This window comes from Salmonella sp. JXY0409-18 (assembly GCF_020268625.1).
Taxonomy (GTDB): domain Bacteria; phylum Pseudomonadota; class Gammaproteobacteria; order Enterobacterales; family Enterobacteriaceae; genus Salmonella; species Salmonella enterica.
In genome coordinates, this window is the sequence record NZ_CP084216.1 from 705672 (window position 1) to 730225 (window position 24554).

Below are 24554 nucleotides of genomic sequence, written 5' to 3' on the forward strand. Positions count from 1 at the left end.
GGAGGTCAGATGAATAATCATTTTGGGAAAGGGTTAATGGCCGGGTTGCACGCGCCATATGCATATAGCGCGCATCATGCGGTGAATTTCTGTTCAGAGTATAAACGTGGCTTTGTATTGGGTTTTACACACCGTATGTTCGAAAAGACCGGCGATCGTCAACTTAGCGCGTGGGAGGCCGGAATTCTGACGCGTCGCTATGGTCTGGATAAAGAAATGGTGATGGATTTCTTTAAAGAGAATCATTCCGGGATGGCGGTTCGCTTCTTTATGGCCGGTTATCGACTCGAAGGTTGATCCAACAGGGGTATTATCTTGCTTTAATTAATTACACTATCGCCTCTTCCCTTCGTTTTACTGTTCCGTCGAAGTATTATGGCGCACATAACCATAAAAAAAGTGTGGTAAATGGCGTACCGATCGCAATAACTTCTTCGCGAACAGTGCAAAATAAAAGCCAGGTCTTCGTAACGGAATAACTATAAAATGACTGGAGATAATACTCTCATCACTTCTCACGGCATTAACCGTCGTGATTTCATGAAGCTTTGTGCAGCACTGGCCGCTACTATGGGGCTCAGTAGCAAAGCCGCCGCAGAAATGGCAGAATCGGTATCCAATCCACAGCGTCCGCCCGTTATCTGGATTGGCGCTCAGGAGTGTACCGGTTGTACCGAATCACTGCTTCGTGCTACACACCCAACCGTTGAAAACCTCGTTCTGGAGACCATCTCTCTGGAATACCACGAGGTACTTTCCGCCGCATTCGGTCACCAGGTCGAAGAAAACAAACATAACGCTCTGGAGAAGTATAAAGGGCAATATGTTCTGGTGGTGGATGGTTCTATCCCACTAAAAGATAACGGTATCTACTGCATGGTTGCCGGCGAGCCGATCGTGGATCACATCCGCAAAGCCGCCGACGGCGCAGCCGCGATTATCGCTATCGGTTCCTGCTCGGCATGGGGCGGCGTTGCTGCGGCTGGCGTAAACCCAACCGGCGCTGTCAGTCTGCAGGAAGTCTTACCGGGCAAAACGGTTATCAATATTCCAGGTTGTCCGCCAAACCCGCATAACTTCCTGGCGACCGTCGCGCATATCATCACTTACGGCACGCCGCCGAAGCTGGATGCGAAAAATCGTCCAACCTTTGCCTATGGCCGTCTGATTCATGAGCATTGCGAACGTCGTCCACACTTCGACGCAGGCCGTTTTGCCAAAGAATTTGGCGACGAAGGCCACCGTCAGGGCTGGTGTCTCTACCATCTTGGCTGTAAAGGGCCGGAAACCTGGGGCAACTGTTCTACGTTACAGTTCTGTGACGTTGGCGGCGTCTGGCCAGTGGCGATCGGTCATCCTTGCTATGGCTGTAACGAAGAAGGTATCGGCTTCCATAAGGGCATTCACCAGCTTGCTCATGTCGAAAACCAAACTCCGCGTTCAGAGAAACCTGACGTCAATATGAAAGAAGGCGGCAATATCTCTGCGGGCGCTGTCGGTCTGCTTGGCGGCGTAGTCGGTCTGGTTGCCGGCGTCAGCGTGATGGCGGTACGTGAACTGGGGCGTCAGCAAAAGAAAGATAACGCTGACTCACGGGGAGAATAACCGTGAACAGACGTGACTTTATTAAAGCAGCCTCCGGTGGAGCATTGCTGTTGGGCGCCGCGCCGTCTGTCAGCCATGCGGCTGCAGAAAACCGTCCGCCGATTCCTGGTTCGCTGGGCATGCTGTATGACTCCACTCTGTGCGTGGGCTGTCAGGCCTGCGTCACAAAGTGTCAGGATATCAACTTCCCGGCGCGTAACCCGGAAGGGGAGCAGACCTGGTCGAACAACGACAAACTGTCGCCGTATACCAATAACATTATCCAGGTATGGCGTAGCGGCACGGGCGTGAACAAAGATCAGGAAGAGAACGGCTATGCCTACATCAAGAAACAGTGTATGCACTGCGTCGATCCTAACTGCGTTTCCGTTTGTCCGGTGTCGGCGCTGAAAAAAGATCCGAAAACCGGCATCGTCCACTATGACAAAGATGTCTGCACCGGCTGCCGTTACTGTATGGTTGCCTGCCCGTACAACGTACCTAAGTACGACTACAACAACCCGTTTGGCGCGCTTCACAAGTGTGAGCTGTGTAACCAGAAAGGCGTTGAGCGTCTGGATAAAGGCGGTTTGCCTGGGTGTGTGGAAGTTTGTCCGGCAGGGGCCGTCATTTTCGGTACTCGTGAAGAGTTGATGGCGGAAGCGAAAAAACGTCTGGCCCTCAAACCAGGCAGTGAATATCACTATCCGCGCCAGACGTTGAAAACGGACGACACCTATCTACATACGGTGCCTAAATACTACCCACACCTCTACGGTGAAAAAGAGGGCGGTGGTACTCAGGTGCTGGTGCTGACAGGCGTTCCTTATGAAGATCTGGATCTGCCGAAGCTGGATGACCTTTCAACCGGAGCGCGCTCCGAGCATGTTCAACACACGCTTTATAAAGGCATGATACTACCCCTGGCTGCGCTGGCGGGCTTAACCGTGCTGGTTCGTCGTAATAGCAAAAACGACCATCACGATGGAGGAGACGATCATGAGTCATGATCCAAAACCGCTGGGCGGAAAAATCATCAGTAAACCGGTCATTATTTTTGGACCGTTAATCGTCCTGTGTATGCTCCTTATCGTGAAGCGTCTGGTCTTCGGGTTGGGCTCCGTTTCCGACCTGAACGGCGGTTTCCCGTGGGGCGTCTGGATTGCCTTTGACCTGTTGATCGGCACCGGCTTTGCCTGCGGCGGTTGGGCGTTGGCATGGGCGGTATATGTCTTTAACCGTGGGCAATACCATCCGTTGGTGCGCCCGGCGTTGCTGGCAAGCTTGTTTGGTTACTCGCTGGGCGGCCTGTCGATCACTATCGACGTCGGTCGTTACTGGAACCTGCCGTACTTCTACATTCCAGGTCACTTCAACGTGAACTCGGTACTGTTTGAGACGGCGGTCTGTATGACCATCTACATCGGCGTGATGGCGCTGGAGTTTGCGCCTGCCCTGTTTGAGCGTCTGGGCTGGAAAGTGTCGCTCAAGCGTCTGAATAAGGTGATGTTCTTTATTATCGCGCTGGGCGCGCTGCTGCCGACGATGCACCAGTCCTCAATGGGGTCATTGATGATCTCGGCGGGCTATAAAGTGCATCCGCTATGGCAAAGCTATGAAATGTTGCCGCTGTTCTCGGTTCTGACCGCGTTTATCATGGGCTTCTCCATTGTCATATTTGAGGGCTCGCTGGTTCAGGCAGGCCTGAAAGGAAACGGTCCGGATGAGAAAAATTTGTTTGTTAAGCTGACGAATACCATCAGCGTGCTGCTGGCGATTTTCGTCGTCCTGCGCTTTGGCGAACTGATTTATCGCGACAAGCTGTCCTATGCGTTTGCCGGCGATTTTTACTCCGCTATGTTCTGGATTGAAGTCGTCCTGATGGTCTTCCCGTTAGTGGTGCTGCGTGTGGCGAAACTGCGTAATGACTCTCGTATGCTGTACCTGTCGGCGCTGAGCGCGCTGTTGGGCTGCGCGACGTGGCGTCTGACCTATTCGCTGGTGGCATTCAACCCGGGTGGCGGCTACCACTACTTCCCAACCTGGGAAGAATTGTTGATTTCTATTGGTTTTGTGGCCATTGAGATTTGTGCATACATCGTACTCATTCGTCTACTGCCGATACTTCCTCCTTTAAAACAAAACGATCATAATCGTCATGAGGCGAGCAAAGCATGAGCCAGAGAATTACTATTGATCCGGTAACCCGTATTGAGGGTCATTTACGCATTGACTGCGAAATTGAGAACGGCGTCGTATCCAAAGCATGGGCGTCCGGCACCATGTGGCGCGGTATGGAAGAGATCGTGAAGAACCGCGATCCGCGCGATGCGTGGATGATTGTGCAACGTATTTGCGGCGTTTGTACGACAACTCACGCGATCTCCTCCGTTCGTGCGGCGGAAAGCGCGCTGAATATTGATGTTCCCGTCAACGCGCAGTATATCCGTAATATTATTCTGGCGGCGCATACCACCCATGACCACATTGTCCATTTCTACCAGCTCTCTGCGCTGGACTGGGTGGACATTACCTCTGCGCTGAAAGCCGATCCGGAAAAAGCCTCCGCGATGCTGGATGGCGTGTCGAGCTGGCACCTGAACAGCGCGCAAGAGTTCACGAAAGTTCAGAACAAGATCAAGGATCTTGTCGCCAGCGGTCAGCTAGGTATTTTCGCCAATGGCTACTGGGGGCACCCGGCAATGCAGTTACCGCCGGAGGTCAACCTGATTGCGGTCGCCCACTATCTGCAGGCGCTGGAATGTCAGCGTGACGCTAACCGCGTGGTGGCGTTGCTGGGCGGTAAATCGCCGCATATCCAGAACCTGGCGGTCGGTGGGGTGGCGAACCCGATCAATCTCGACAGCATCGGTACGTTGAACCTTGAACGCCTGATGTACATCAAATCGTTTATCGATAAGCTGAGCGATTTTGTCGAGCAGGTGTATAAAGTGGATACCGCAGTCATCGCGGCCTACTATCCGGAATGGCTGGAGCGCGGCAAAGGCGCGGTGAACTACCTGAGCGCGCCGGAATTCCCGACCGACGGTAAAAACGGCAGTTTCCTGTTCCCGGGCGGTTACATTACCAATGCCGATCTGTCGACATACCGTCCGATCACCTCTCACTCCGACGAGTTCCTGATTAAAGGTATTCAGGAGAGCGCGAAGCACGCCTGGTATAAAGATGAAGCGCCGCAGGCACCGTGGGAAGGCACCACGATTCCGGCTTACGACGGTTGGTCGGATGACGGTAAATACTCATGGGTCAAGTCGCCGACATTCTACGGCAAAACCGTCGAAGTCGGGCCGCTGGCGAACATGCTGTGTAAACTGGCTGCAGGTCGTGAATCCACCCAGACCAAGCTCAATGAAATCATTGCGCTTTATCAGAAGCTGACCGGCAAAACGCTGGAAATGGCGCAACTTCACTCTACGCTGGGTCGTATCATCGGGCGTACCGTTCACTGTTGTGAACTGCAAAACGTATTGCAGGATCAATACAACGCGCTGATTGTAAATATCGGCAAAGGCGATTACACCACGTTTGTGAAGCCGAACATTCCGGCGACGGGCGAGTTCAAAGGCGTGGGCTTCCTGGAGGCGCCGCGCGGTATGCTGTCTCACTGGATGGTGATTAAAGACGGTATTATCAGTAACTATCAGGCAGTGGTGCCATCGACCTGGAACTCAGGTCCGCGTAACTTCAACGATGACGTGGGGCCGTACGAACAGTCGCTGGTCGGTACGCCGATCGCCGATCCGGCGAAGCCGCTGGAAGTGGTACGTACCATCCACTCCTTCGACCCTTGCATGGCGTGCGCGGTACACGTGGTGGACGCCGATGGCAATGAAGTGGTCTCGGTGAAGGTTTTGTAATGCGGATATTAGTCTTAGGGGTCGGCAATATTTTGCTGACCGATGAAGCCATCGGGGTGCGTATTGTTGAAGCGTTAGAGCAACGATACACCCTGCCGGATTTCGTTGAGATTCTGGATGGCGGTACGGCGGGAATGGAACTTCTTGGCGATATGGCGAATCGGGATCATTTGATCATTGCCGACGCCATCGTGTCGAAAAAGAACGCGCCGGGAACCATTATGGTACTGCGCGACGATGAAGTTCCGGCGTTGTTCACCAACAAAATCTCCCCCCATCAGCTTGGACTGGCCGACGTATTGTCGGCCCTCCGCTTTACCGGCGAGTTTCCGAAGAAGTTGACCCTGGTCGGCGTTATTCCACAGTCGCTGGAACCGCACATCGGCTTAACGCCAACCGTCGAGGCGATGATTGAACCTGCGCTTGAGCAGGTTCTTGCTGCGCTGCGTGAATCCGGCGTCGAAGCAATTCCTAAGGAGACGGCGCATGTCTGAAACGTTTTCCGGATTCGACACGGCGCCCGTCGCCCGGGTTCAGGCGGCGTTTGAAGAGATAGCCCATCGTTCGATGCACGATCTTTCGTTTCTGCATCCGACTATGCCTGTGCATGTCTCTGATTTTACGTTGTTTGAAGGACAATGGACGGGCACGGTAATTACGCCGTGGATGTTAAGCGCATTAATCTTCCCTGGCCCGGACCAGATCTGGCCCGGGCGTACCGTCGGTGAAAAACTCGGTCTGCAACTGCCTTATGGCACGATGACCTTTACCGTTGGCGAACTGGAAGGCGTTTCGCAATATCTTGCCTGCTCGTTGATGTCGCCGCTTTCCCGTAGCCTGTCGCCGGAAGAGGGCGTCCGGCTGGCGGATGACTGCGCGCGGATGCTGTTATCCCTGCCGGTAAGCAATCCTGATGCGCCGCAGACAAGCCGGCGTGCATTGCTGTTTGGCCGTCGGAGCTGTGAGAATGCATGAGCTGTCTCTTTGCCAAAGCGCCGTTGAAATTATTCAGCAGCAGGCAGAACAGCACGGCGTGGCGCGCGTCACCGGCGTATGGCTGGAGATAGGCGCGCTTTCGTGCGTTGAAGAGCGCGCGGTTCGTTTCAGCTTTGACATCGCCTGCCAGGGGACTTTAGCGCAAGGGTGCGAATTGCACATCGACTACAGACCGGCCCAGGCCTGGTGCTGGGATTGCAGTCAGGTGGTGGAAATTCTCAGGCATGACGCGCAATGTCCGCATTGTCATGGCGATCGCCTGCGGGTGGATACCGGCGATTCGTTGAAAGTAAAAAGTATTGAGGTCGAATAACCCGCATTTTATTCCAGGTGGTTAATTATGTGTATTGGCGTCCCCGGTCAGGTGCTGGCCGTCGGAGATGATATTCACCAGCTTGCGCAGGTGGAAGTGTGTGGCATCAAACGTGATGTCAATATTGCTCTGATTTGTGAAGGTAAGCCAGCCGAGCTGATAGGGCAATGGGTATTGGTACACGTTGGTTTTGCGATGAGCATCATTGACGAAGACGAGGCGAAAGCCACGTTAGATGCGCTGCGCCGCATGGAGTACGACATCACCAGCGCGTGATCCCTTAATCACCTCTATTATATCGCTCTATAATCGTTGTATAATTATTTATATATCGATTGTGGGGCGAAACCTATGAATAAATTTTTGCGCCAGCTCTCTCTGCTGGCGTTGCTTTTTTGCTGGCCGTTAATGTCACAGGCGGCGCGTACTTTTACCGATCAACTTGGCCGCCAGGTCACTGTTCCCGACACCGTCGACAGAGTGGTGGTGCTCCAGCATCAAACGCTCAATCTCCTTGTACAGATGAATGCCACTGACAAAATCGTTGGGGTCATGGCGAACTGGAAACAGCAATTAGGCGACGGCTATGCGCGTCTGGCGCCGGAACTGGCGCAAAAAGCCTCGCTGGGCGATCTAACGCACGTTGATCCTGAAAAACTGGTGGCGCTGCACCCGCAGGTGGTGTTTGTCACGAATTACGCTCCGCAGGAGATGATCGACAAGATCAGCCGTCTTGGCATTCCGGTGGTGGCGATTTCGCTGCGCCATGATGTTGTTGGCGAGCAGGCTAAAATGAACCCGACCCTGGCCGATGAAGAGCAGGCTTACAACCGCGGGCTGCGTGAAGGAATAACGCTGATTGGCGATATCGTCAATAAACCGCAGGAGGCGAAAGCGCTGATTGAGGCGATGGATAAAGGTCGCAAAATGGTCAGCGACCGTTTGCAGTCGGTTCCTGAAAATGAGCGGGTTCGCGCCTATATGGCGAATCCGGAGCTGACCACCTACGGTTCCGGTAAATATACCGGTCTGATGATGGCCCATGCGGGGGCGCTGAATGTAGCGGCATCCTCGGTGAAAGGCTTTAAGCAGGTGACAATGGAGCAGGTGATCGCCTGGGATCCACAGGTGATCTTTGTCCAGAATCGCTATCCAAAGGTCGTCAATGAGATCCTGCACAATCCCCAGTGGCAGGTCATTGACGCGGTGAAGCATCATCGGGTTTACCTGATGCCGGATTATGCCAAAGCCTGGGGATATCCGATGCCGGAGGCGGTGGGAATCGGCGAACTGTGGATGGCGAAAAAACTCTATCCGGAAAAATTCCACGATATTGACATGCAAAAGGCCGCTAACGACTGGTATCAACGTTTTTACCGTACTGACTATCAGGGCGTACAGTGATGCGAATACTGGCTGCGGGGAGCTTGCGTGTCGTCTGGCCGCAGCTAATGGCGGCGTTTCAGGCGGATGCGGTATGTGATTTCGGTCCGGCGGGGTTGTTACGTGAACGCATCGAAGCGGGCGAAGCGTGCGACTTTTTTGCTTCGGCGAACCTGGCGCATCCGCAGGCGCTGCTGGAAAGCGGGCGGGCGCTGCGGGTCGCGCCTTTTACGACGAACCGTTTGTGTCTGAGCGTGCGGGCACAGGCGATGCGTGAAGGCGAGGACTGGCTGTCGCTGTTAACCCGGCGGGATCTGCGGATCGGCACCTCAACAGCAGGTTGCGATCCTTCCGGCGATTATACGCAACAGCTTTTTTCGCGGATGGGCAAGGAAGGCGAAGCGGTCCGAAAACGCGCGGTAGCGCTGGTTGGCGGCAGGCAGACTTTGCCGTTACCGGCGGGCCGGCTGGCGGCGGAATGGCTCATCAATCATGATTACACCGATATCTTTATCGGCTATGCCAGCTATGCTCCCAGGCTACGGCTGGTTAATTCGCTGCGAGTGGTTGATATCCCGGAACCTTATAATCCCGTGGCTGAATATGGCTTTGCCTGCCTGAGCGAGCAGGGAAAAACGCTTGCCGACTTTTTACTATCAGCACGGGCGAGGTCGATTCTCATGCAACATGGGTTTAGTGAAGCGCCGCATATGACACGCTCGCAGAACTGATAAGCGAAGCGTCAGCAGGGAATACCATGCCGGATGACGACATTACTACCCCATCCGGCATTATGGTTTAACTTTGACGTTTATCTTCGGTATGGTTTTCGAAGTCGCTGGCGTCATGGCGTTCGTGAAGCTGTTCGTTCAATGGGCCGTTGGTCCGGTTGACAATGCGCCCCCGCTTTACCGCCGGACGTTCGGCTACCTGTTTCGCCCAGCGTTGTACGTTTTGATAACTTCCGGCATCCAGAAACTCCGCTGCATCATAGACATTCCCCAGCACCACGTTGCCGAACCACGGCCAGATGGCCATATCGGCAATAGTGTACTCTTCTCCCGCGACATACGGGTGATGAGCTAACTGCTTATCCAGCACGTCCAGCAGACGCTTGGCTTCCATGGTGAAGCGATTAATGGCGTACTCAATTTTTACCGGCGCATAATGATAGAAATGACCGAAACCGCCACCGAGGAACGGCGCCGCGCCCTGTAGCCAGAACAACCAGTTAAGGGTTTCTGTGCGCTTAGCCAGATCCTGCGGCAGGAAATGGCCAAACTTATCCGCCAGATAAACAAGAATTGCGCCCGACTCAAAAACTCGAATCGGCGGGTTGTGTGAGTTATCGCGCAGCGCCGGGATTTTTGAGTTCGGATTGATGTCAACAAAGCCGCTGGAGAACTGATCGCCCTCGCCGATGCGAATCAACCAGGCGTCATATTCGGCGCCGGTCACGCCCAGCGCCAGGAGCTCTTCCAGCATAATGGTCACTTTCTGGCCGTTAGGCGTCCCCAGCGAATAAAGCTGTAACGGATGTTTGCCGACGGGCAGCGTTTTGTCGTGCGTCGGGCCGGAAACCGGGCGATTAATGTTAGCGAACGCGCCGCCGCCGGATTTATCCCACGTCCAGACTTTTGCGGGTTGATAAGTATTATCTGCCATATTGACCTGCCTTCACAGTGGTGGTGTTGAAGCAGTGTAGCAGCTTGCTAACCGGACATTTAACCGATTGGGACATTCCGGCGAGTGAAATTTTAACCTTCTGGCCTCAGTGTGCCTTATTGAGGTGTATGATTATGTCGACCTCTGTCCGGTTAGTGTCACAGAGCAGACAATCAGAGCGAAATTACGCCAGGCTGCTCAGGCGGTCTTGTTTTGAGGTAAGTGCATGAGCAAAGGAACCACCAGTCAGGATGCCCCCTTCGGGACATTATTGGGTTACGCCCCCGGCGGCGTAGCGATCTACTCTTCAGATTACAATTCCCTCGATCCGTGGGACGACGACGACGCAGCTTTTCGTAGCTACATCGACGATGAATACATGGGGCATAAATGGCAGTGCGTGGAATTTGCCCGCCGTTTTCTCTTTCTGAATTATGGCGTTGTTTTTACTGACGTCGGCATGGCCTGGGAAATCTTCTCGCTGCGTTTTCTGCGCGAGGTCGTGAATGACAATATTTTGCCTTTGCAGGCCTTCCCGAACGGTTCGCCGCGCGCGCCGGAGGCCGGGGCGCTGCTCATCTGGCAAAAGGGCGGCGAGTTTAACGAAACCGGGCACGTCGCGATTATCACCCAACTCCTGGATAACAAAATTCGTATTGCTGAGCAAAACGTTATCCACACGCCATTGCCGCCAGGGCAGCAGTGGACTCGCGAACTGGAAATGGTCGTAGAAAACGGGTGTTACACCCTGCGCGACACCTTTGATGACACGACGATTTTAGGCTGGATGATCCAGACCGACGACACGCAATACAGTTTGTCACAGCCTGACATCGCGAATCAGTCGCTGGCGATTCGCGGCGCAAGACTGCCAGAGAAAGGTCAGTTTGACGGTCAGTGGTTGGATGAGCGCGATCCGTTACAAAAAGCCTATGTACAGGCGAACGGACACGTTATCAATCAGGACCCGTACCAGTATTTTACCATCACCGAGAGCGCTGAACAGGAGCTTATCAAAGCGACCAATGAGTTGCATTTGATGTACCTGCACGCCACGGACAAAGTTTTAAAAGACGATAATCTGCTGGCGCTATTCGATATCCCCAAAATTCTTTGGCCGCGCCTGCGTCTCTCCTGGCAGCGCCGTCGTCACCATATGATCACCGGTCGTATGGATTTCTGCATGGATGAACGCGGGCTGAAAGTCTATGAATACAATGCCGATTCCGCATCATGCCATACCGAAGCGGGATTAATTCTCGAAAAATGGGCTGAGCAGGGCTATACCGGTAAAGGGCATAACCCGGCAGAGGGCTTAATTAACGAGCTGGCAGGCGCCTGGAAACACAGTAAAGCGCGTCCTTTCGTCCATATCATGCAGGATGATGATATCGAGGAGGACTATCACGCGCAGTTTATGCAGCAGGCGCTGCATCAGGCCGGCTTCGCGAGCAAAATTCTCCGCGGGCTGGGCGAGTTGCGCTGGGATGACGCCGGGCAGTTGATCGATGGCGACGGACGGCTGGTGAATTGTGTCTGGAAAACCTGGGCGTGGGAAACGGCGATGGAGCAGATACGCGAAGTCAGCGAGACGGAGTACGCCGCAGTGCCTATTCGTACCGGGCACCCGGAAAATGAAGTCCGGCTGATTGATGTATTACTGCGCCCGGAAGTGTTGGTGTTTGAACCGCTGTGGACGGTGATCCCGGGTAACAAAGCGATCCTGCCCATCCTGTGGTCGCTCTTCCCACATCATCGCTATTTGCTCGACACGGATTTTACCGTTAACGATGAGCTGGTGCAGACCGGCTATGCGGTAAAACCGATTGCCGGACGTTGCGGTAGTAATATTGATTTGGTGAGTCATCAGGAAGAACTCCTGGATAAAACCAGTGGCAAGTTCGCCACGCAGAAAAATATCTATCAGCAGTTGTGGTGCCTGCCGAAGGTCGCCGGGAAGTATATTCAGGTCTGTACGTTTACCGTGGGCGGTAACTACGGCGGTACGTGCCTGCGCGGCGATGATTCATTAGTCATTAAAAAAGAGAGCGATATTGAACCGTTAATCGTCATCAAAGCGTAACGGGGTCATTCTCGTCGGGATATCGGCGTTGGTGCCGATATCCCGCCTGTTGTGTTTACCAGCGAACGGCTGTCAGCCTGACATTTACTGGTAACATATGAGAAATAATATCACAAATTATTCTTAACTTTTCTGACGCAGGCGGTGACGCTCGCCGCGTTGGCGCATCCGTTTCCTGATTTTCGACTACTCGATACTTTTTGCGGCTGGTTACGCCGCCCCTATCCCTTTGGATTTAGGTCATGCCTGTTTGGTTGGTAAACGGACAGCATAATATATTGATGAGTCCAAATGATATTATTGGTCATATAAAAAGTTTACGTTAGGTTATTTTTCTATTGCAAAAATTTGCGTTTAAACCCTGTCTGCAATCTTCGGGCTGAGATATAGATACACCTAAGTAAATGCAGTTAATTATTATTCAACTATTATTGTCAGCCTTGTAAATAATATTTCCGTATAAAGTGAAGCGACTTCCATTATGACTATTAATAGTATTGTTGAATAGTTTGCTCTGTAATTATTTAAGTTTAGTGGACGTTTTGTCTTATTCTGGTGAACGTATGGTTATGGCAGATGACAGCCGATTTTTCATTATGTTAGCATGAGTTGATAATACTTTATCCAGGCATAGATCAGGATGTCCACATATAATAAGGAGAATGGTATATGTTTAAAAAAGTATTAGGCTTGCGCCACTGGAATAATAATGTTGTAAAAATACCGCCGCCAGCAGAATCTGGCGCTAATGCGTCTGACGTGGTGGTGGATACTCCTGAGCCTTATGAGCGGATATTGTGTCAAAAAATTCTGATGGGGATCTCGACGATCGATATCATTCGTAATGCCATCATTAAGTCCTGTGAGCAGCTCAACATTGAAAAAGAACGCATTAATGAACTTAACGAACAGAATGATAAAGCCAGAAGTTCATTAAAATCGCTCGTGGAATTTATCACCGAAATTGGCACGACTTCATCGGATATTGGCTGTCGTATGGGCGACTTAAATACCTCCTTAACGCAAATTAATGCGTGTATTAAAGAGATACAGAAGATCGCTAACCAGACCAATTTGATAGCGATTAACTCCGCGATCGAGGCCGCGCGCGTAGGGGATGCCGGGCGTGGTTTTAGCGTTATTTCGAAAGAGGTGAAAAACCTGTCCGAAGATGTTAAACACAGTTCGAAAAGCGTCAGTACGTTAACCTCTGTAATCAAAGATAATACGGCCAGAGTGAGTGAGGTGCTGGATAACCAACAGCCGGTTATTGATAATATTACGACTAACATAAATCAAATTGTGGAGTCTATTGGCATCGTCATCGATAAATCGCTGAGCATGAAATCGGTCATGCAGTACATCTCTACGGTGCAGTTTTTGAATATTGTCAAAGTTGACCATGTTATCTGGAAAATGGAAGTCTACAAATTACTCTTAAATAAAGACATAAACAGTAAAATAACGATGCACGATCAGTGTCGGCTGGGGAAATGGTACTATGGTTTCGAAGGGCAGCAGTTTAGCAATTACTACAGTTTCCGTAGTCTGGAAGCGCCGCATAAAGAGGTGCATACCGCTGGTCACTCTGCGCTGAACTATTTTGCCGCAGGCGATATGAATGCGATGTCGCAAGAACTTGACAGAATGGAGCGATCCAGTAATGAGGTGGTTAACCAGCTGGAAATGCTGGCTGTCGATTTGTTAAAAGAAACCACACTGTGAAGTCATGAGTTATTACCGTATAACCAACAGGAGCCATCATCAACAGGACTGATGTATCGCACTTTCTGCACTGGAGTTATTCCGGACAGAGAAAAGAAGCATGACGCAGAAGATGGCTGTGTTTGTTCACCCGAATCACTTACCTTAGTAAGTGATTCGGGATTAATCAGCAACCTCTTTGCTTTTTATCGGCGGCCAGACTTTGGCTGGAAAAGTGCGTTACTGCTAAATTTCTCACTCTCTTACCGCCTTCCTGCCCCTCGGAATACCTGAAACCTGTGCTCACAGATTAATAGCGATTATTTAATCGTGAAATAACGTTGGGCATTATTGAAGCAGATATCCTGAACCATACGGCTTAGCATCGCTTCATCATCAGGAATCTCTCCGTCCTGCGCCCACTGTCCCAGCAGGTTACAGAGAATACGACGGAAATATTCATGTCGCGTATAAGAAAGGAAACTGCGGGAGTCGGTCAGCATCCCGACAAACTGACTTAACAGGCCCATTTGCGACAGTTGCTCCAATTGGCGCAGCATCCCGTCTTTCTGATCGTTAAACCACCAGCCGGAACCAAACTGCACTTTTCCGGCAATTCCCGGCCCCTGGAAGTTACCGATCATGGTCGCCAGGACTTCGTTATCACGTGGGTTCAGGCAATAGAGGATAGTCTTGGGCAGTTCATTGGTCACATCCATACTGTCGAGCAAACGGGAGAGCGCCCAGCTAATGTTATTATCGCCAATGGAGTCAAAGCCGGTATCCGGCCCCAGCAGGCGGAACATACGGGTATTATTATTACGGATCGCGCCAATATGTAGCTGCATCACCCAGCCGCGCGCGGCGTACTGACGGCCCAGCCAGACCAGCACCGCCGTGGTAAACTGGGCGATCTCAAGTTCGCTCAACGTTTCGCCAGCCAGACGTTTGCCCAGAATGGCGTCAAGCTGCGCGTCGTCGGGCACCGGCGCAAATCGCAGCGTTTCAATGCCATGATCGGACGCGCGACAGCCGCAGGCGGCGAAATGGTCGAGACGGCGAGTGAGCGCCTGACGTAAATCGTCGAAACGGGTAATGCTGACATCTGCCGCCGCTTCCAGTTTCCTCAGGTAATCGACAAAGCCGTCCAGTTCGATTTTGAAAACTTTGTCGGGGCGCCAGCTTGGCGCGACTTCAATATCAATGCTGTCGTCGGCGGCTATCTGGCGGTGATATTCCAGAGAATCTATCGGGTCGTCGGTGGTTCCGACCATCCGCACATTCATCTGCTGCATAATACCGCGCGCGGAAAAGGCCGGCGTCGCCAGTTTCTCATTACACTGCGTCCAGATACTTTCCGCGGTATCCGGTCCGAACAGCGTACCTGTAATGCCAAATGGACGGCGTAGTTCAAGGTGCGTCCAGTGATACAGCGGATTGCCCAGCGTTTTTGGTACGGTATTGGCCCAGGCCATATATTTTTCATAATCGCTGGTCTCTTTGCCGGTGATCAGCGACTCATCCACGCCTGCGCTTCGTAGCGCTCGCCATTTATAGTGGTCGCCTTCCAGCCAGATCTGACCGAGGTTATCGAAACGGCGATCGTCGGCGATTTCCTGCGGACTTAAATGGCAGTGGAAGTCATAAATCGGCATGGGCGCGGCGTATTTATGGTACAGCGTGCGGGCAATGTCGTTTTTAAGTAGAAAATCTTCAGTCATAAACGTAGCCATGATTTATCTCCTTACTTAGCCAGCGCTTCTACCGTGGCTTTCGCGCCGTTCTGCAATAGCTGTTGGTAAGCGTCGGTAACGGCTTGCACAAATTCGTGGTTCTTCGGCAGGTCGCTGCCAAAGATAGATTCGATGGCCAGTAGCCCGCGAACGCGTTCTTCCGGCGTCTGATATTGCTGATGAATCGCCTGATACTGCGCGAGCAGCGGATCGACGACATCAATGGTTTTACCTTGTTCATCGACACCGCCGACGTAACGCATCCATCCGGCGACGCCCAGCGTCAGGTGGCGATAGTCATCGCCCTGTTGTAAGTGCAGACGTACCGGGTCCAACAAACGCTGCGGCAGTTTCTGACTGCCATCCATCGCGATCTGCCAGGTGCGGTGTTTCAACGAGGGGTTAGTGAAACGCGCAATCAACAAATTCGCATACCCTTCCAGATCGGTGCCTTCCGGCATTGACAACGTCGGCGCTTGTTCATCAAGCATCAGCGCCAGCGCCGCGCGACGGTAAGCCGGGTTGGTCATGGTATCGGCGATAGTGTCATACCCGCCGAGATAACCCAGATAGGCGAGGAAAGAGTGACTGCCGTTAAGCATACGCAGCTTCATCATCTCAAACGGTACGACGTCTGCAACGAATTGCGCGCCGACGGTGTCCCAGTCCGGGCGACCATTCACAAAGTTATCTTCGATGACCCACTGGCGGAAGGGTTCGCAGGCGATAGCGCAGGGATCATAAACCCCTAACTGGTCGGCAACCAGTTGTAGCGTTTCTTCGGTCGCCGCCGGAACAATGCGGTCAACCATGGTACAGGGGAAGGTCACATTGTCGGCAATCCATGCGGCGAGGGCGGCATCGCGAGCTTTTGCCAGACCGAGGACGGCAGCCTTCGCGACGTGACCATTCTCGCGCACGTTATCACACGACAGCACGGTAAAAGCTTTCAGTCCTTGCTCCCGGCGCATGTTTAGCGCTTCGACAATATAGCCAATGGCGGATTTAGGCTGCTGTGGATGGGCAAGATCGTTTTGGATCAGCGGGTTATTGACATCAAGCTCGCCGCTGGCGGGGTCGGTGCAGTAGCCTTTTTCGGTCACGGTTAAGGAGACGATGGCGGTTTCCGGGCGCGCCATTGCCGCCAGAATCCCTGCATGACCGTCGAATTCAGGGTGTAGCGCTTCTTTCATTGAACCGATAATTTTCAGTTCGGTACTTTCTGCGCCGCGTTCTGCAACGGTGTACAGCAGATTTTGCGCTTTCAGGTTCGCGATCAGCCGCGCGTCGTTACCCGGCATCAGGTTCACTTCACAAATGCCCCAGTCGCTGTCGCTCTTTTCCAGTAAATGATGGGTAAAGAGCGCCTGGTGCGCGCGGTGAAACGCCCCGCAGCCCAGATGCACAATACGGGATACCAGACGTGATTTGTCCCAGTTTGGGCGGGCGACGGAAACCTGGGCGGTGGCGATATTCTGTTCCATTGCAAACTCCTGTCATTCGACGTCTTCGCCCGCGATCTCCGGGGCGAGGCATGTTGCTATTGCATTGAGTAGGGGAAATCGCATGACGCGTCGCGCCATGCGAAAGAAGGTTATTTGCTAAAGAAAGCGCGCTGGATAGCCAGTTCGACGCCGCGGACTTCCGCAAGCCCTTTCAGACGGCCAATGGCGGAATAACCCGGATTCGTTTTCTTCTTCAGATCGTCCAGCATCTGATGACCGTGGTCCGGACGCATCGGGATCAGATCGTCGCTACCTTCGGCTTTACGACGGTGCTCTTCTTCCACAATCGCTTTAACGACTTCATACATATCCACATCGCCGTGCAAATGGGCGGCCTCGTGGAAGGTCTTCGGATTCTCTTCGCGCAGCGTAGAACGCAGATGCGTAAAGTAGATGCGCGGACCAAATTGCTTGATCATATCAACCAGATCGTTGTCGGCGCGCACGCCGTAAGATCCGGTACACATGGTGAAGCCGTTCGCCATGCTATTAACGGTTTCCACCATCCATTGCATATCTTCAATGGTAGAGACAATGCGCGGCAGGCCGAGAATAGGGCGCGGCGGATCGTCAGGGTGAACGGCCATACGCACGCCAACCTCGTCGGCAACCGGAATAATGGCTTTCAGGAAATAGGCAAAATGTTCACGCAGTTTTGCTTTATCAATATCTTTATACGTCGCCAGGTGTTGACGGAACTGCTCCAGCGTATAGCCTTCTTCCGCGCCAGGTAAACCGGCAATAATGTTGCGGGTCAGACGTGCTTTGTCTTCCTCGCTCATGGTGGCGAAACGCCGCTCTGCCTGAGCAATCTCTTCTGCCGTATAGTCGGCTTCTGCTCCCGGACGCTTCAGGATGTGCAGTTCGAACGCGGCGAATTCAATCTGGTCAAAACGCAACGCTTTGGAACCATCCGGTAATACGTATTCCAGATCCGTACGTGTCCAGTCCAGCACCGGCATAAAGTTATAACAAACCGTATAGATACCGCATTGCGCCAGGTTACGTAGCGTTTGCTGGTAGTTTTTGATCCATAAATCGTACTGACCGGTGTGGGTTTTGATGTCTTCGTGGATAGGTACGCTCTCTACCACAGACCACTCCAGACCCGCCTCTTCAACGATTGCTTTACGTTTCTGGATCTCGTCTACCGACCAAATTTCTCCATTCGGGATATGGTGTAACGCCGTTACCACGCCGGTTGCGCCAGCCTGGCGTACATCTGACAGCGTTACCGGGTCGTTAGGTCCGTACCAGCGCCAGGTTTGTTTCATATCTCGTTTCCTCTTCTTGCGATAACGTCTTCGTGGTTGACCCATTGCCAGCCAACATCGAAACGTGCTTTGTAAACCCGTTCAGGCTCCTAAATTCAACCAAAAATTTTCTCATGTCAACCTTATTGTCTAAATTGGCTAACCAAATCACAAATATCATCATTCACGGTCTGCCAATTTTATTTATTTGATCTGTGTCAATTTTTGCTGGGTGAAAAGCATTCACCATTCAACTTGAAATGAGTTGATGTATTTATTTCAAGAATACTAAGTGCGGGAGTTGCCGCCAGATTTTGACCGGTCCGGATGAGAAAATATTGATTGGTCAACCAATTTTTGTGATTTCAGTTTTCCCGCTACAGGTCAGACGGCGCGGAGCTAATGTTTTTTAACGAGGCTTTATCATGAAGATGACAAAATTAAGATGGTGGATTATCGGCCTGGTCTGCGTAGGGACCATCGTAAACTACCTGTCCCGTAGCTCGCTTAGCGTTGCGGCGCCAGCGATGATGAAAGAACTCCATTTTGATGAGCAACAATATTCCTGGGTGGTGAGCGCCTTCCAGCTTTGTTACACCATTGCGCAGCCGATCACCGGCTATTTGATGGATGTCATCGGACTGAAAATCGGCTTCTTTATCTTTGCCTTGTTGTGGTCGCTGATCAACATGGCGCACGCGCTGGCCGGCGGCTGGATAAGCCTGGCATTTCTGCGTGGTCTGATGGGGCTGACCGAAGCGTCGGCGATTCCGGCCGGGATTAAAGCCAGCGCCGAATGGTTCCCGACGAAAGAACGTGGTATTGCGGGGGGGCTGTTTAATATCGGTACTTCGATTGGCGCGATGCTGGCGCCGCCGCTGGTGGTCTGGGCGATGCTGACCTTTGCTGATAGCGGCATCGGTACTGAAATGGCGTTTGTGATTACCGGTGGGATCGGCGTGCTGTTCGCCATCACCTGGTTCCTGATTTATAACTCGCCAAATAAACACCCGTGGATCACCCACAAAGAGCTGCGTTATATCGAAGACGGCCAGGAAAGCTATCTCCAGGACGATAACAAAAAACCGGCCGTTAAAGAGATCGTTAAAAAGCGTAACTTCTGGGCGTTGGCGATTACCCGTTTTCTGGCTGACCCGGCATGGGGAACGCTGAGTTTCTGGATGCCGCTGTATCTGATTAACGTGATGCATCTGCCGTTAAAAGAGATCGCCATGTTTGCCTGGTTGCCGTTCCTGGCGGCGGACTTTGGCTGCGTTGCAGGCGGTTTCCTGGCGAAGTTCTTCATGGAAAAGATGCACATGACCACGATCAATGCGCGTCGTTGTAGCTTTACCATCGGCGCTGTTTTGATGATTTCGATCGGTTTTGTCAGCATTACGACTAACCCGTATGTCGCCATTGCATTGATGAGTATTGGCGGTTTTGCGCACCAGACGCTGTCTACCGTCGTGATTACCATGAGCGCTGACCTGTTCAAGAAAAATGAGGTCGCGACGGTTGCCGGTCTGGCAGGATCTGCGGCGTGGATGGGACAGTTAAGCTTCAACCTGTTTATGGGGGCGTTGGTCGCTATTATCGGTTACGGCCCGTTCTTCATTGCACTCAGTCTGTTCGATATTATCGGCGCCATCATCCTGTGGGTACTGATTAAAGATCCGGAAAAGCACCACCCGCCAATGACGGAACAGCCGCTGGCGTCTCACCGCTAAAGCTGTCTCGGTTTCACAGGCCTGATAAGCGAAAGCGCTACCGGCCTCTAACGGCCACCTTCGGGTGGCCGTCTTCATCTTACCTGAGCATAAAATCATACTGGATGCTCATTTTCACATCCCAGTAATTCAAGCGATCGCCCAGCGCGCTACCGTCGCGTTTTTCGCGCCCTTTGTCAGCGGCAAGAAAAATGTTCATGCCCTCTAGCGACCCCTCTTCAATACGATAATTTATGGCTCCCAGCAGACCCACCCCCTTAATTTGAACAGCGCGCTGGCTGGACTCATAACCGCGCGTGACGACAGGCGCGAATGTCATGGTGAGCTGTGGCGTAACACGGTAATTAACGCCCGCCTGCCAGGACTGCATGCCTTCCCGGTTGCGATCGAGGCTTAAAGAGAAGGGATAACCAATATCGGTATCGACTACTGCGCCGTTCATGGCGTGTTGCAGATAGCCGCCACTGGCAAACAGGCTGCCCCAGGGGGCGCTCCAGGTAAACTGAGCGCTAACCAACCTGGTCTCATTAGGCTGGGTGGATGAACGACTTAGCCCCTCCAGCCGGGCGTAAAAACCGAGCAGCTCGCCTTTCAGGGCATAACCATCGTCTAGTGGTATCCGTTTTTCAAAGATACCCTGTACCTGACGGGAGACATCGTTTTGCTGCGAGCCGCCTATGGAATAGCGGCTGCTCTCGTCGTGCCAGCTGGCGGCGAAAAATGCGCGTGGACGATGATGATCATATTGACCCGTTTTACTGTTGTAGACGCCTTCATTGCGAATACCGGTCGTTGAGTCTGTCCACTGAAAAACGCGGGTACGCCACATTGCCCAGAACTCTACATTTGGCGTCAGCGCCAGGTAGCCCAGCGCGCCTTCGGAAGCGGTCGGTAGCGTGCGTTGTGAGCTGCTGGCGATGAGTGGAATTCGCCAGGGGAGGCTGCCATAACTATAATCGGTGCCAAAACGACCTATTTTTAAGCGGCTATTTTCTGTTGGCTTTATTTTTATTGCGCCAAGCACATAGCCGAAACTCTCGTGTCCGTCTAAGTACCAGCGTGTACTCATATTATCGCGAGCACCGAGTTTATAAACATAATACGCGCTACCCTCGACGCCGATCCGTTGTGAATAATAGCTGCTATTAAAATCAATTAACCCACCCTGAACCCAGGCATAAATATCTCTGCCTGCGCCCGCGCTGGGCTTATCAGCTCTTCGTAACTCATTTTTCAGTCTAAAACGTAAGGCGGACTCATCATCAGAAATTTGTAGGGCCAGGGCAGAAGGACAGGCCGCGACTACTGCTATTGGAATAGCCGCTATCTTCGCGAATTTTTTCATTGTTTAACCTGTTGTATATTATTGTTATCGAAAAGCTATTTATTAAAATCTTTAATAAGTTGTTGCTGTGACTGTTTTCGTTTATCTATCTCCTGAACAATCTCCTTAAATTTATTATCCGTTAATGGGTAAAACCAAATAATAATAAAAGCCAGTAACATAAAGCCGCACGGTATGAGCGATATAGACATCCGGATACCGGTAATGACTTCCGGCGTCTGCGTCTGATTGGCGATATAGCCACTTAACCCAAGAATAAAGGCCGGAATAGAACCGCCGATAGCCTGGCCGCATTTACGGGTAAAAGAAAATAGCGAGTAAGTCAGACCTTCTATGCGCACGCCCGTGAGATATTCGCCGTACTCCACGGTATCCGCCTCCAGCGCCCACATTACCGTCATGGTGATCCCCTGGCCAATAGCGGCAATCGCCAGAGCGGTTAAGGCCACGGGCACTGAATGGTCAGACATATAAAAGAAAAGCAAATACCCAAGGGTGCCCATTAAGGCGCCCGCCAGGAAGGTATTCTTCTTACCTATCTTCGCCACCAGACGGGGAACCAGAGGTGCTGACGCCACAGAACCTACCAGCATTTGTACCAGCACGATAACCGAGAAAAGGGCGGTATCATTCAAAACATAGCGTACATAGAACAGTGACGATGCGCTGACGGCGAAGGTCGAGATCAGAATGCATAGCGCGCCGGTACAAAGCATCATTAGCGGGCGGTTCTGTTTAAGCGTTTGCAGACTGATTTTTAACGACGGCTGCGCGACGATACGCACCACGTTTTCGCGGGTAGATTTAAAACAGATGAAATACAGCGCCATACCGGCAATGGCCAGGATAATGGTCCAGAAGAGGTAGACCGACGCCATTTCTGTCGGGCTGGAATGAGTAATACGCGGCCCGATCAGGAAGGCCAGACAGACAAACGTTAGCGAGGCCGCAATACTGCGCGCCGCGCCGAGACGGGCGCGCGAACGCGGTTCCTGAGTCATTGCCGTCGCCAGCGATCCATAGGGAATATTGACCATGCTATAGCAGAACCCAAGTCCCATATAGGTGAGATATGCGTAAATAACTTTGTTGCTATGACTCCACTCTGCCGGGACGCAGAATACCAGTACGCTAAACAGCATTAACGGCGCCGATCCGAACAGCAGGAACGGGCGAAATTTCCCCCAGCGGGTATTTACACTATCTACTATGCGTCCCGCCACCACATCGGCGAAGGCGTCAAATATTCGTACCAGTAAGAGCATCGTACCGGCAGCGGCGGCACCGACGCCTGCGACGTCGGTGTAATAACTTAGCAGGAACAGCGCCCCCATGGCGAAGGCGAAATTATTGGCAACATCACCCAGGCTGTAGCCTACGATAACGCGCCAGGAAAGCGGCTGGTTCATGATTTCTCTCCCTGCTGTGGCTTTTCGCCGAAGGTCATACCGGTCCAGCGTTTTTGCAGTATAAAGGCCGCCGATTTTGGTCTTCTGTCGCGGGTAAAAATCCCTTTTCGATTACCGCCGACGCGCATAATGCCCTGTGAAGTCGCGAAATCGGCAAAGTTCCAGACCTGCTCGCCGACAACGGCGCTAACGCGATCGAATACTCGGTGATACATCTCCAGCCAGGCGCACTGGTACTCTTCGCTCCACATGTCGCTGTACATCGAATGCAGCCCTGCCAGCGTATCGACACCATATTCCGTCATGATGATGGGGCGGTGGAGTTTCTCCTGCCAGGCCAGTAACTCTTTCTCCAGCACTTTTTCTGCTTTCGCAAGATCGCCGCTTTGTACATACCAACCGTAATAGCGGTTCAGGCACACCACATCGAAGAGGTCGGTGATGGTGTCGGTTTCCACATCGCAAAACATGACGTTCACGCAGGTTATAGGGCGGGTCGGGTCCAGTTCGCGCGTGGCCTGCGCCAGTGGCGCAAAATAGTCTCTGGCGCCTTCTGGACGGGTATCCGGCTCATTCGCGATACTCCACATCACCACGCTGGGATGGTTTTTATCGCGGGCGATCAATTCCTGAATAGCCTTGAGATGCGCCCGCTGTGTTTCATCATTGACGCCTTCCTCGCTGTATAGCGCCTTCGGTTTTTCGCAGGAATCAAAGCCGATACCTAAAGAGAGATTGAAACCAACAGCTGCTGTTTCATCAATGACGACAATGCCATGCTCGTCCGCCCAGTCGAGCATCTCTTCGGCGTAAGGATAGTGCGACGTGCGATAAGAGTTGGCGCCAATCCACGACATTAGCGCGTGATCGTGTACCATCAGCACGTTATCAAATCCTTTCCCTCGTAGATCGGCATCTTCATGGCGACCGAAGCCGGTAAAATAAAAAGGTTTATGATTTATCAGAAACTGTTCGCCTTTTACCGCTACGCTACGGATTCCTACCCGAAGCGGATAGTCATCACGTTCGTCCTGATGCTGTGCGATAACCCGCAGCTCGTACAGATATCCTTCGCCCGGTTGCCATAATCGTGGCGCTGCTATCTGTAATTCGCCCTTTGCCCCTTCGCCGTAGGCGACAATATGCTGCCCGGCATCCCGCAGTTCTACGCGTACTTCACCGTTGGCCTCCACCCGCCAGCTCAGTGTGGCCCGGGAGAGATCGTTCGCGACCTCCGTCGTCACCGTAATATCCTGAACAAACGTTTTTGGTGTGGTGTAGAGCATGACGCTACGGTGGATACCGGCGTAATTAAAGAAATCATGGAAGTATGATTGCTGCCTTTTCCCCGTTTCATCACGGGTCACCACCCCCGGAGGGATAGTCTGCCAGCTCAGCTCGTTATTGACGCATACTGTGATACGTATGCTCTCTCCGGCTGCCGCCAGGTGGCTGATATCCGCTTCGAAAGGTGTATAGCCTCCCTGGTGTTCCATCACGGCGTGGTCATTTACCCATACCTTTCCATAATGCGTGACGGCATCAAAACGTAGAACGATGCGTTGATGCTCCCAGCCTTTGGGGATGCGGACGTTGAGCTGATACCAGACATTGCCGACATAGTTGCGGATCTCTGCATCGGCAAACTGATCGTTATAACTACCCGGTACGGCGATAGCGCGGCTTTGGGGGAGCGGTTGTCGCCACCATTGTTGCGCGATACCGCAATCGTCTGCATCCGTGCAAAACGACCACAGTCCATCAAGTTTTTTGATTTCGCGGCTCTGGGTTTCTACGGGACGTAACATTGTTCACTCCTTAATCCTGATGAATTTTCATTGGTCAACCAGCAATAAAACAAGTTAACCAGTTGTCTGAGGCAATAGTTATCACGCAGCGATCGAGAGGGAAAATGCAGAAAGGAAGGATCTTAAGGCGGATCAAAAAAAACAGGATTGCAACCTGATTTTTGT

Annotated in this window: 21 protein-coding genes; 14 read left to right on the plus strand and 7 right to left on the minus strand. The window is 52.3% G+C overall.

Translation table 11 applies throughout. From position 1 onward, the window contains the following. Nucleotides 1-9 precede the first annotated feature (9 nt). The 11 genes from LDB27_RS03405 (at nucleotide 10) to LDB27_RS03455 (ending at nucleotide 8885) form a co-directional block, all read left to right on the plus strand. Nucleotides 10-297 carry a DUF2623 family protein gene (locus tag LDB27_RS03405; RefSeq protein WP_001059119.1) on the plus strand — a complete coding sequence of 96 codons (288 nt, stop codon included), beginning with the start codon at nucleotides 10-12 and terminating at the stop codon, nucleotides 295-297. A gap of 189 nt (nucleotides 298-486) precedes the next feature. Then, a complete protein-coding gene (gene hybO, locus LDB27_RS03410) occupies nucleotides 487-1605 on the plus strand; it encodes a hydrogenase 2 small subunit (protein WP_000145429.1) in 1119 nt (372 codons plus the stop codon). A gap of 2 nt (nucleotides 1606-1607) precedes the next feature. After that, the gene (gene hybA / locus LDB27_RS03415) at nucleotides 1608-2594 is read left to right on the plus strand and encodes a hydrogenase 2 operon protein HybA (RefSeq protein ID WP_001081721.1); all 987 of its coding nucleotides are present in this window, start codon (nucleotides 1608-1610) and stop codon (nucleotides 2592-2594) included. Then, the gene (gene hybB, locus LDB27_RS03420) at nucleotides 2584-3762 is read left to right on the plus strand and encodes a Ni/Fe-hydrogenase cytochrome b subunit (protein ID WP_000017678.1); all 1179 of its coding nucleotides are present in this window, start codon (nucleotides 2584-2586) and stop codon (nucleotides 3760-3762) included. Before hybA ends, hybB begins: the two co-directional genes overlap by 11 nt. Further along, the gene (hybC, locus tag LDB27_RS03425) at nucleotides 3759-5462 is read left to right on the plus strand and encodes a hydrogenase 2 large subunit (protein ID WP_000083045.1); all 1704 of its coding nucleotides are present in this window, start codon (nucleotides 3759-3761) and stop codon (nucleotides 5460-5462) included. Before hybB ends, hybC begins: the two co-directional genes overlap by 4 nt. Continuing rightward, nucleotides 5462-5956: a HyaD/HybD family hydrogenase maturation endopeptidase gene (locus LDB27_RS03430; RefSeq protein ID WP_001221960.1), complete on the plus strand. Its 495-nt coding sequence runs from the start codon at nucleotides 5462-5464 to the stop codon at nucleotides 5954-5956. The genes hybC and LDB27_RS03430 overlap by 1 nt, the downstream gene beginning before the upstream one ends. Next, nucleotides 5949-6437 (plus strand): hydrogenase-2 assembly chaperone, encoded by a 489-nt coding sequence (gene hybE, locus LDB27_RS03435; protein WP_000004951.1) that lies wholly within the window; start codon nucleotides 5949-5951, stop codon nucleotides 6435-6437. The genes LDB27_RS03430 and hybE overlap by 8 nt, the downstream gene beginning before the upstream one ends. Then, nucleotides 6430-6771, plus strand: a complete 342-nt coding sequence (gene hypA, locus LDB27_RS03440; RefSeq protein WP_000544945.1) for a hydrogenase maturation nickel metallochaperone HypA — start codon at nucleotides 6430-6432, stop codon at nucleotides 6769-6771. Before hybE ends, hypA begins: the two co-directional genes overlap by 8 nt. Nucleotides 6772-6798: 27 nt before the next feature. Continuing rightward, nucleotides 6799-7047, plus strand: a complete 249-nt coding sequence (gene hybG, locus LDB27_RS03445; protein WP_000334890.1) for a hydrogenase maturation factor HybG — start codon at nucleotides 6799-6801, stop codon at nucleotides 7045-7047. A 75-nt stretch (nucleotides 7048-7122) separates the two neighbouring features. After that, complete coding sequence (locus LDB27_RS03450; protein WP_001032015.1) at nucleotides 7123-8175, plus strand: ABC transporter substrate-binding protein; 1053 nt, start codon at nucleotides 7123-7125, stop codon at nucleotides 8173-8175. Further along, on the plus strand, nucleotides 8175-8885 hold the full coding sequence (locus tag LDB27_RS03455; protein WP_023136686.1) for a molybdate ABC transporter substrate-binding protein: 711 nt from the start codon (nucleotides 8175-8177) through the stop codon (nucleotides 8883-8885). The genes LDB27_RS03450 and LDB27_RS03455 overlap by 1 nt, the downstream gene beginning before the upstream one ends. 67 nt (nucleotides 8886-8952) lie before the next feature. Here LDB27_RS03455 and yghU read toward each other — a convergent pair whose 3' ends face one another. Continuing rightward, nucleotides 8953-9819, minus strand: a complete 867-nt coding sequence (yghU, locus tag LDB27_RS03460; RefSeq protein ID WP_000774852.1) for a glutathione-dependent disulfide-bond oxidoreductase — start codon at nucleotides 9817-9819, stop codon at nucleotides 8953-8955. 226 nt (nucleotides 9820-10045) lie between these two features. Here yghU and gss point away from each other — a divergent pair, with 226 nt between their 5' ends. Then, complete coding sequence (gene gss, locus LDB27_RS03465; protein ID WP_000033690.1) at nucleotides 10046-11902, plus strand: bifunctional glutathionylspermidine amidase/synthase; 1857 nt, start codon at nucleotides 10046-10048, stop codon at nucleotides 11900-11902. A 669-nt stretch (nucleotides 11903-12571) separates the two neighbouring features. Continuing rightward, on the plus strand, nucleotides 12572-13627 hold the full coding sequence (locus LDB27_RS03470) for a methyl-accepting chemotaxis protein (protein WP_000475253.1): 1056 nt from the start codon (nucleotides 12572-12574) through the stop codon (nucleotides 13625-13627). Nucleotides 13628-13926: 299 nt separating this feature from the next. On the opposite strand, the gene uxaC is transcribed toward LDB27_RS03470, so the two are convergent. The 3 genes from uxaC to uxuA all read right to left on the minus strand — a co-directional run bounded on the left by uxaC (nucleotide 13927) and on the right by uxuA (nucleotide 18118). Next, nucleotides 13927-15339 (minus strand): glucuronate isomerase, encoded by a 1413-nt coding sequence (gene uxaC / locus LDB27_RS03475; RefSeq protein ID WP_000190182.1) that lies wholly within the window; start codon nucleotides 15337-15339, stop codon nucleotides 13927-13929. 11 nt (nucleotides 15340-15350) lie between these two features. Further along, complete coding sequence (locus LDB27_RS03480; RefSeq protein ID WP_000437125.1) at nucleotides 15351-16823, minus strand: fructuronate reductase; 1473 nt, start codon at nucleotides 16821-16823, stop codon at nucleotides 15351-15353. A 110-nt stretch (nucleotides 16824-16933) separates the two neighbouring features. Further along, nucleotides 16934-18118 (minus strand): mannonate dehydratase, encoded by a 1185-nt coding sequence (uxuA, locus tag LDB27_RS03485; protein ID WP_000815491.1) that lies wholly within the window; start codon nucleotides 18116-18118, stop codon nucleotides 16934-16936. Nucleotides 18119-18522: 404 nt separating this feature from the next. Here uxuA and LDB27_RS03490 point away from each other — a divergent pair, with 404 nt between their 5' ends. After that, nucleotides 18523-19827, plus strand: coding sequence for an MFS transporter (locus LDB27_RS03490; RefSeq protein WP_000784371.1), 1305 nt, complete (start codon nucleotides 18523-18525; stop codon nucleotides 19825-19827). 79 nt (nucleotides 19828-19906) lie between these two features. On the opposite strand, the gene uidC is transcribed toward LDB27_RS03490, so the two are convergent. The 3 genes from uidC to uidA are packed head-to-tail and all read right to left on the minus strand — an operon-like array spanning nucleotide 19907 to nucleotide 24389. After that, the gene (gene uidC / locus LDB27_RS03495; RefSeq protein ID WP_000712677.1) at nucleotides 19907-21172 is read right to left on the minus strand and encodes a glucuronide uptake porin UidC; all 1266 of its coding nucleotides are present in this window, start codon (nucleotides 21170-21172) and stop codon (nucleotides 19907-19909) included. Nucleotides 21173-21207: 35 nt separating this feature from the next. Then, nucleotides 21208-22581, minus strand: coding sequence for a glucuronide transporter (gene uidB / locus LDB27_RS03500; protein WP_001075549.1), 1374 nt, complete (start codon nucleotides 22579-22581; stop codon nucleotides 21208-21210). Then, the gene (gene uidA / locus LDB27_RS03505; RefSeq protein WP_000945953.1) at nucleotides 22578-24389 is read right to left on the minus strand and encodes a beta-glucuronidase; all 1812 of its coding nucleotides are present in this window, start codon (nucleotides 24387-24389) and stop codon (nucleotides 22578-22580) included. Before uidA ends, uidB begins: the two co-directional genes overlap by 4 nt. Between the last annotated feature and the right edge of the window lie 165 nt (nucleotides 24390-24554).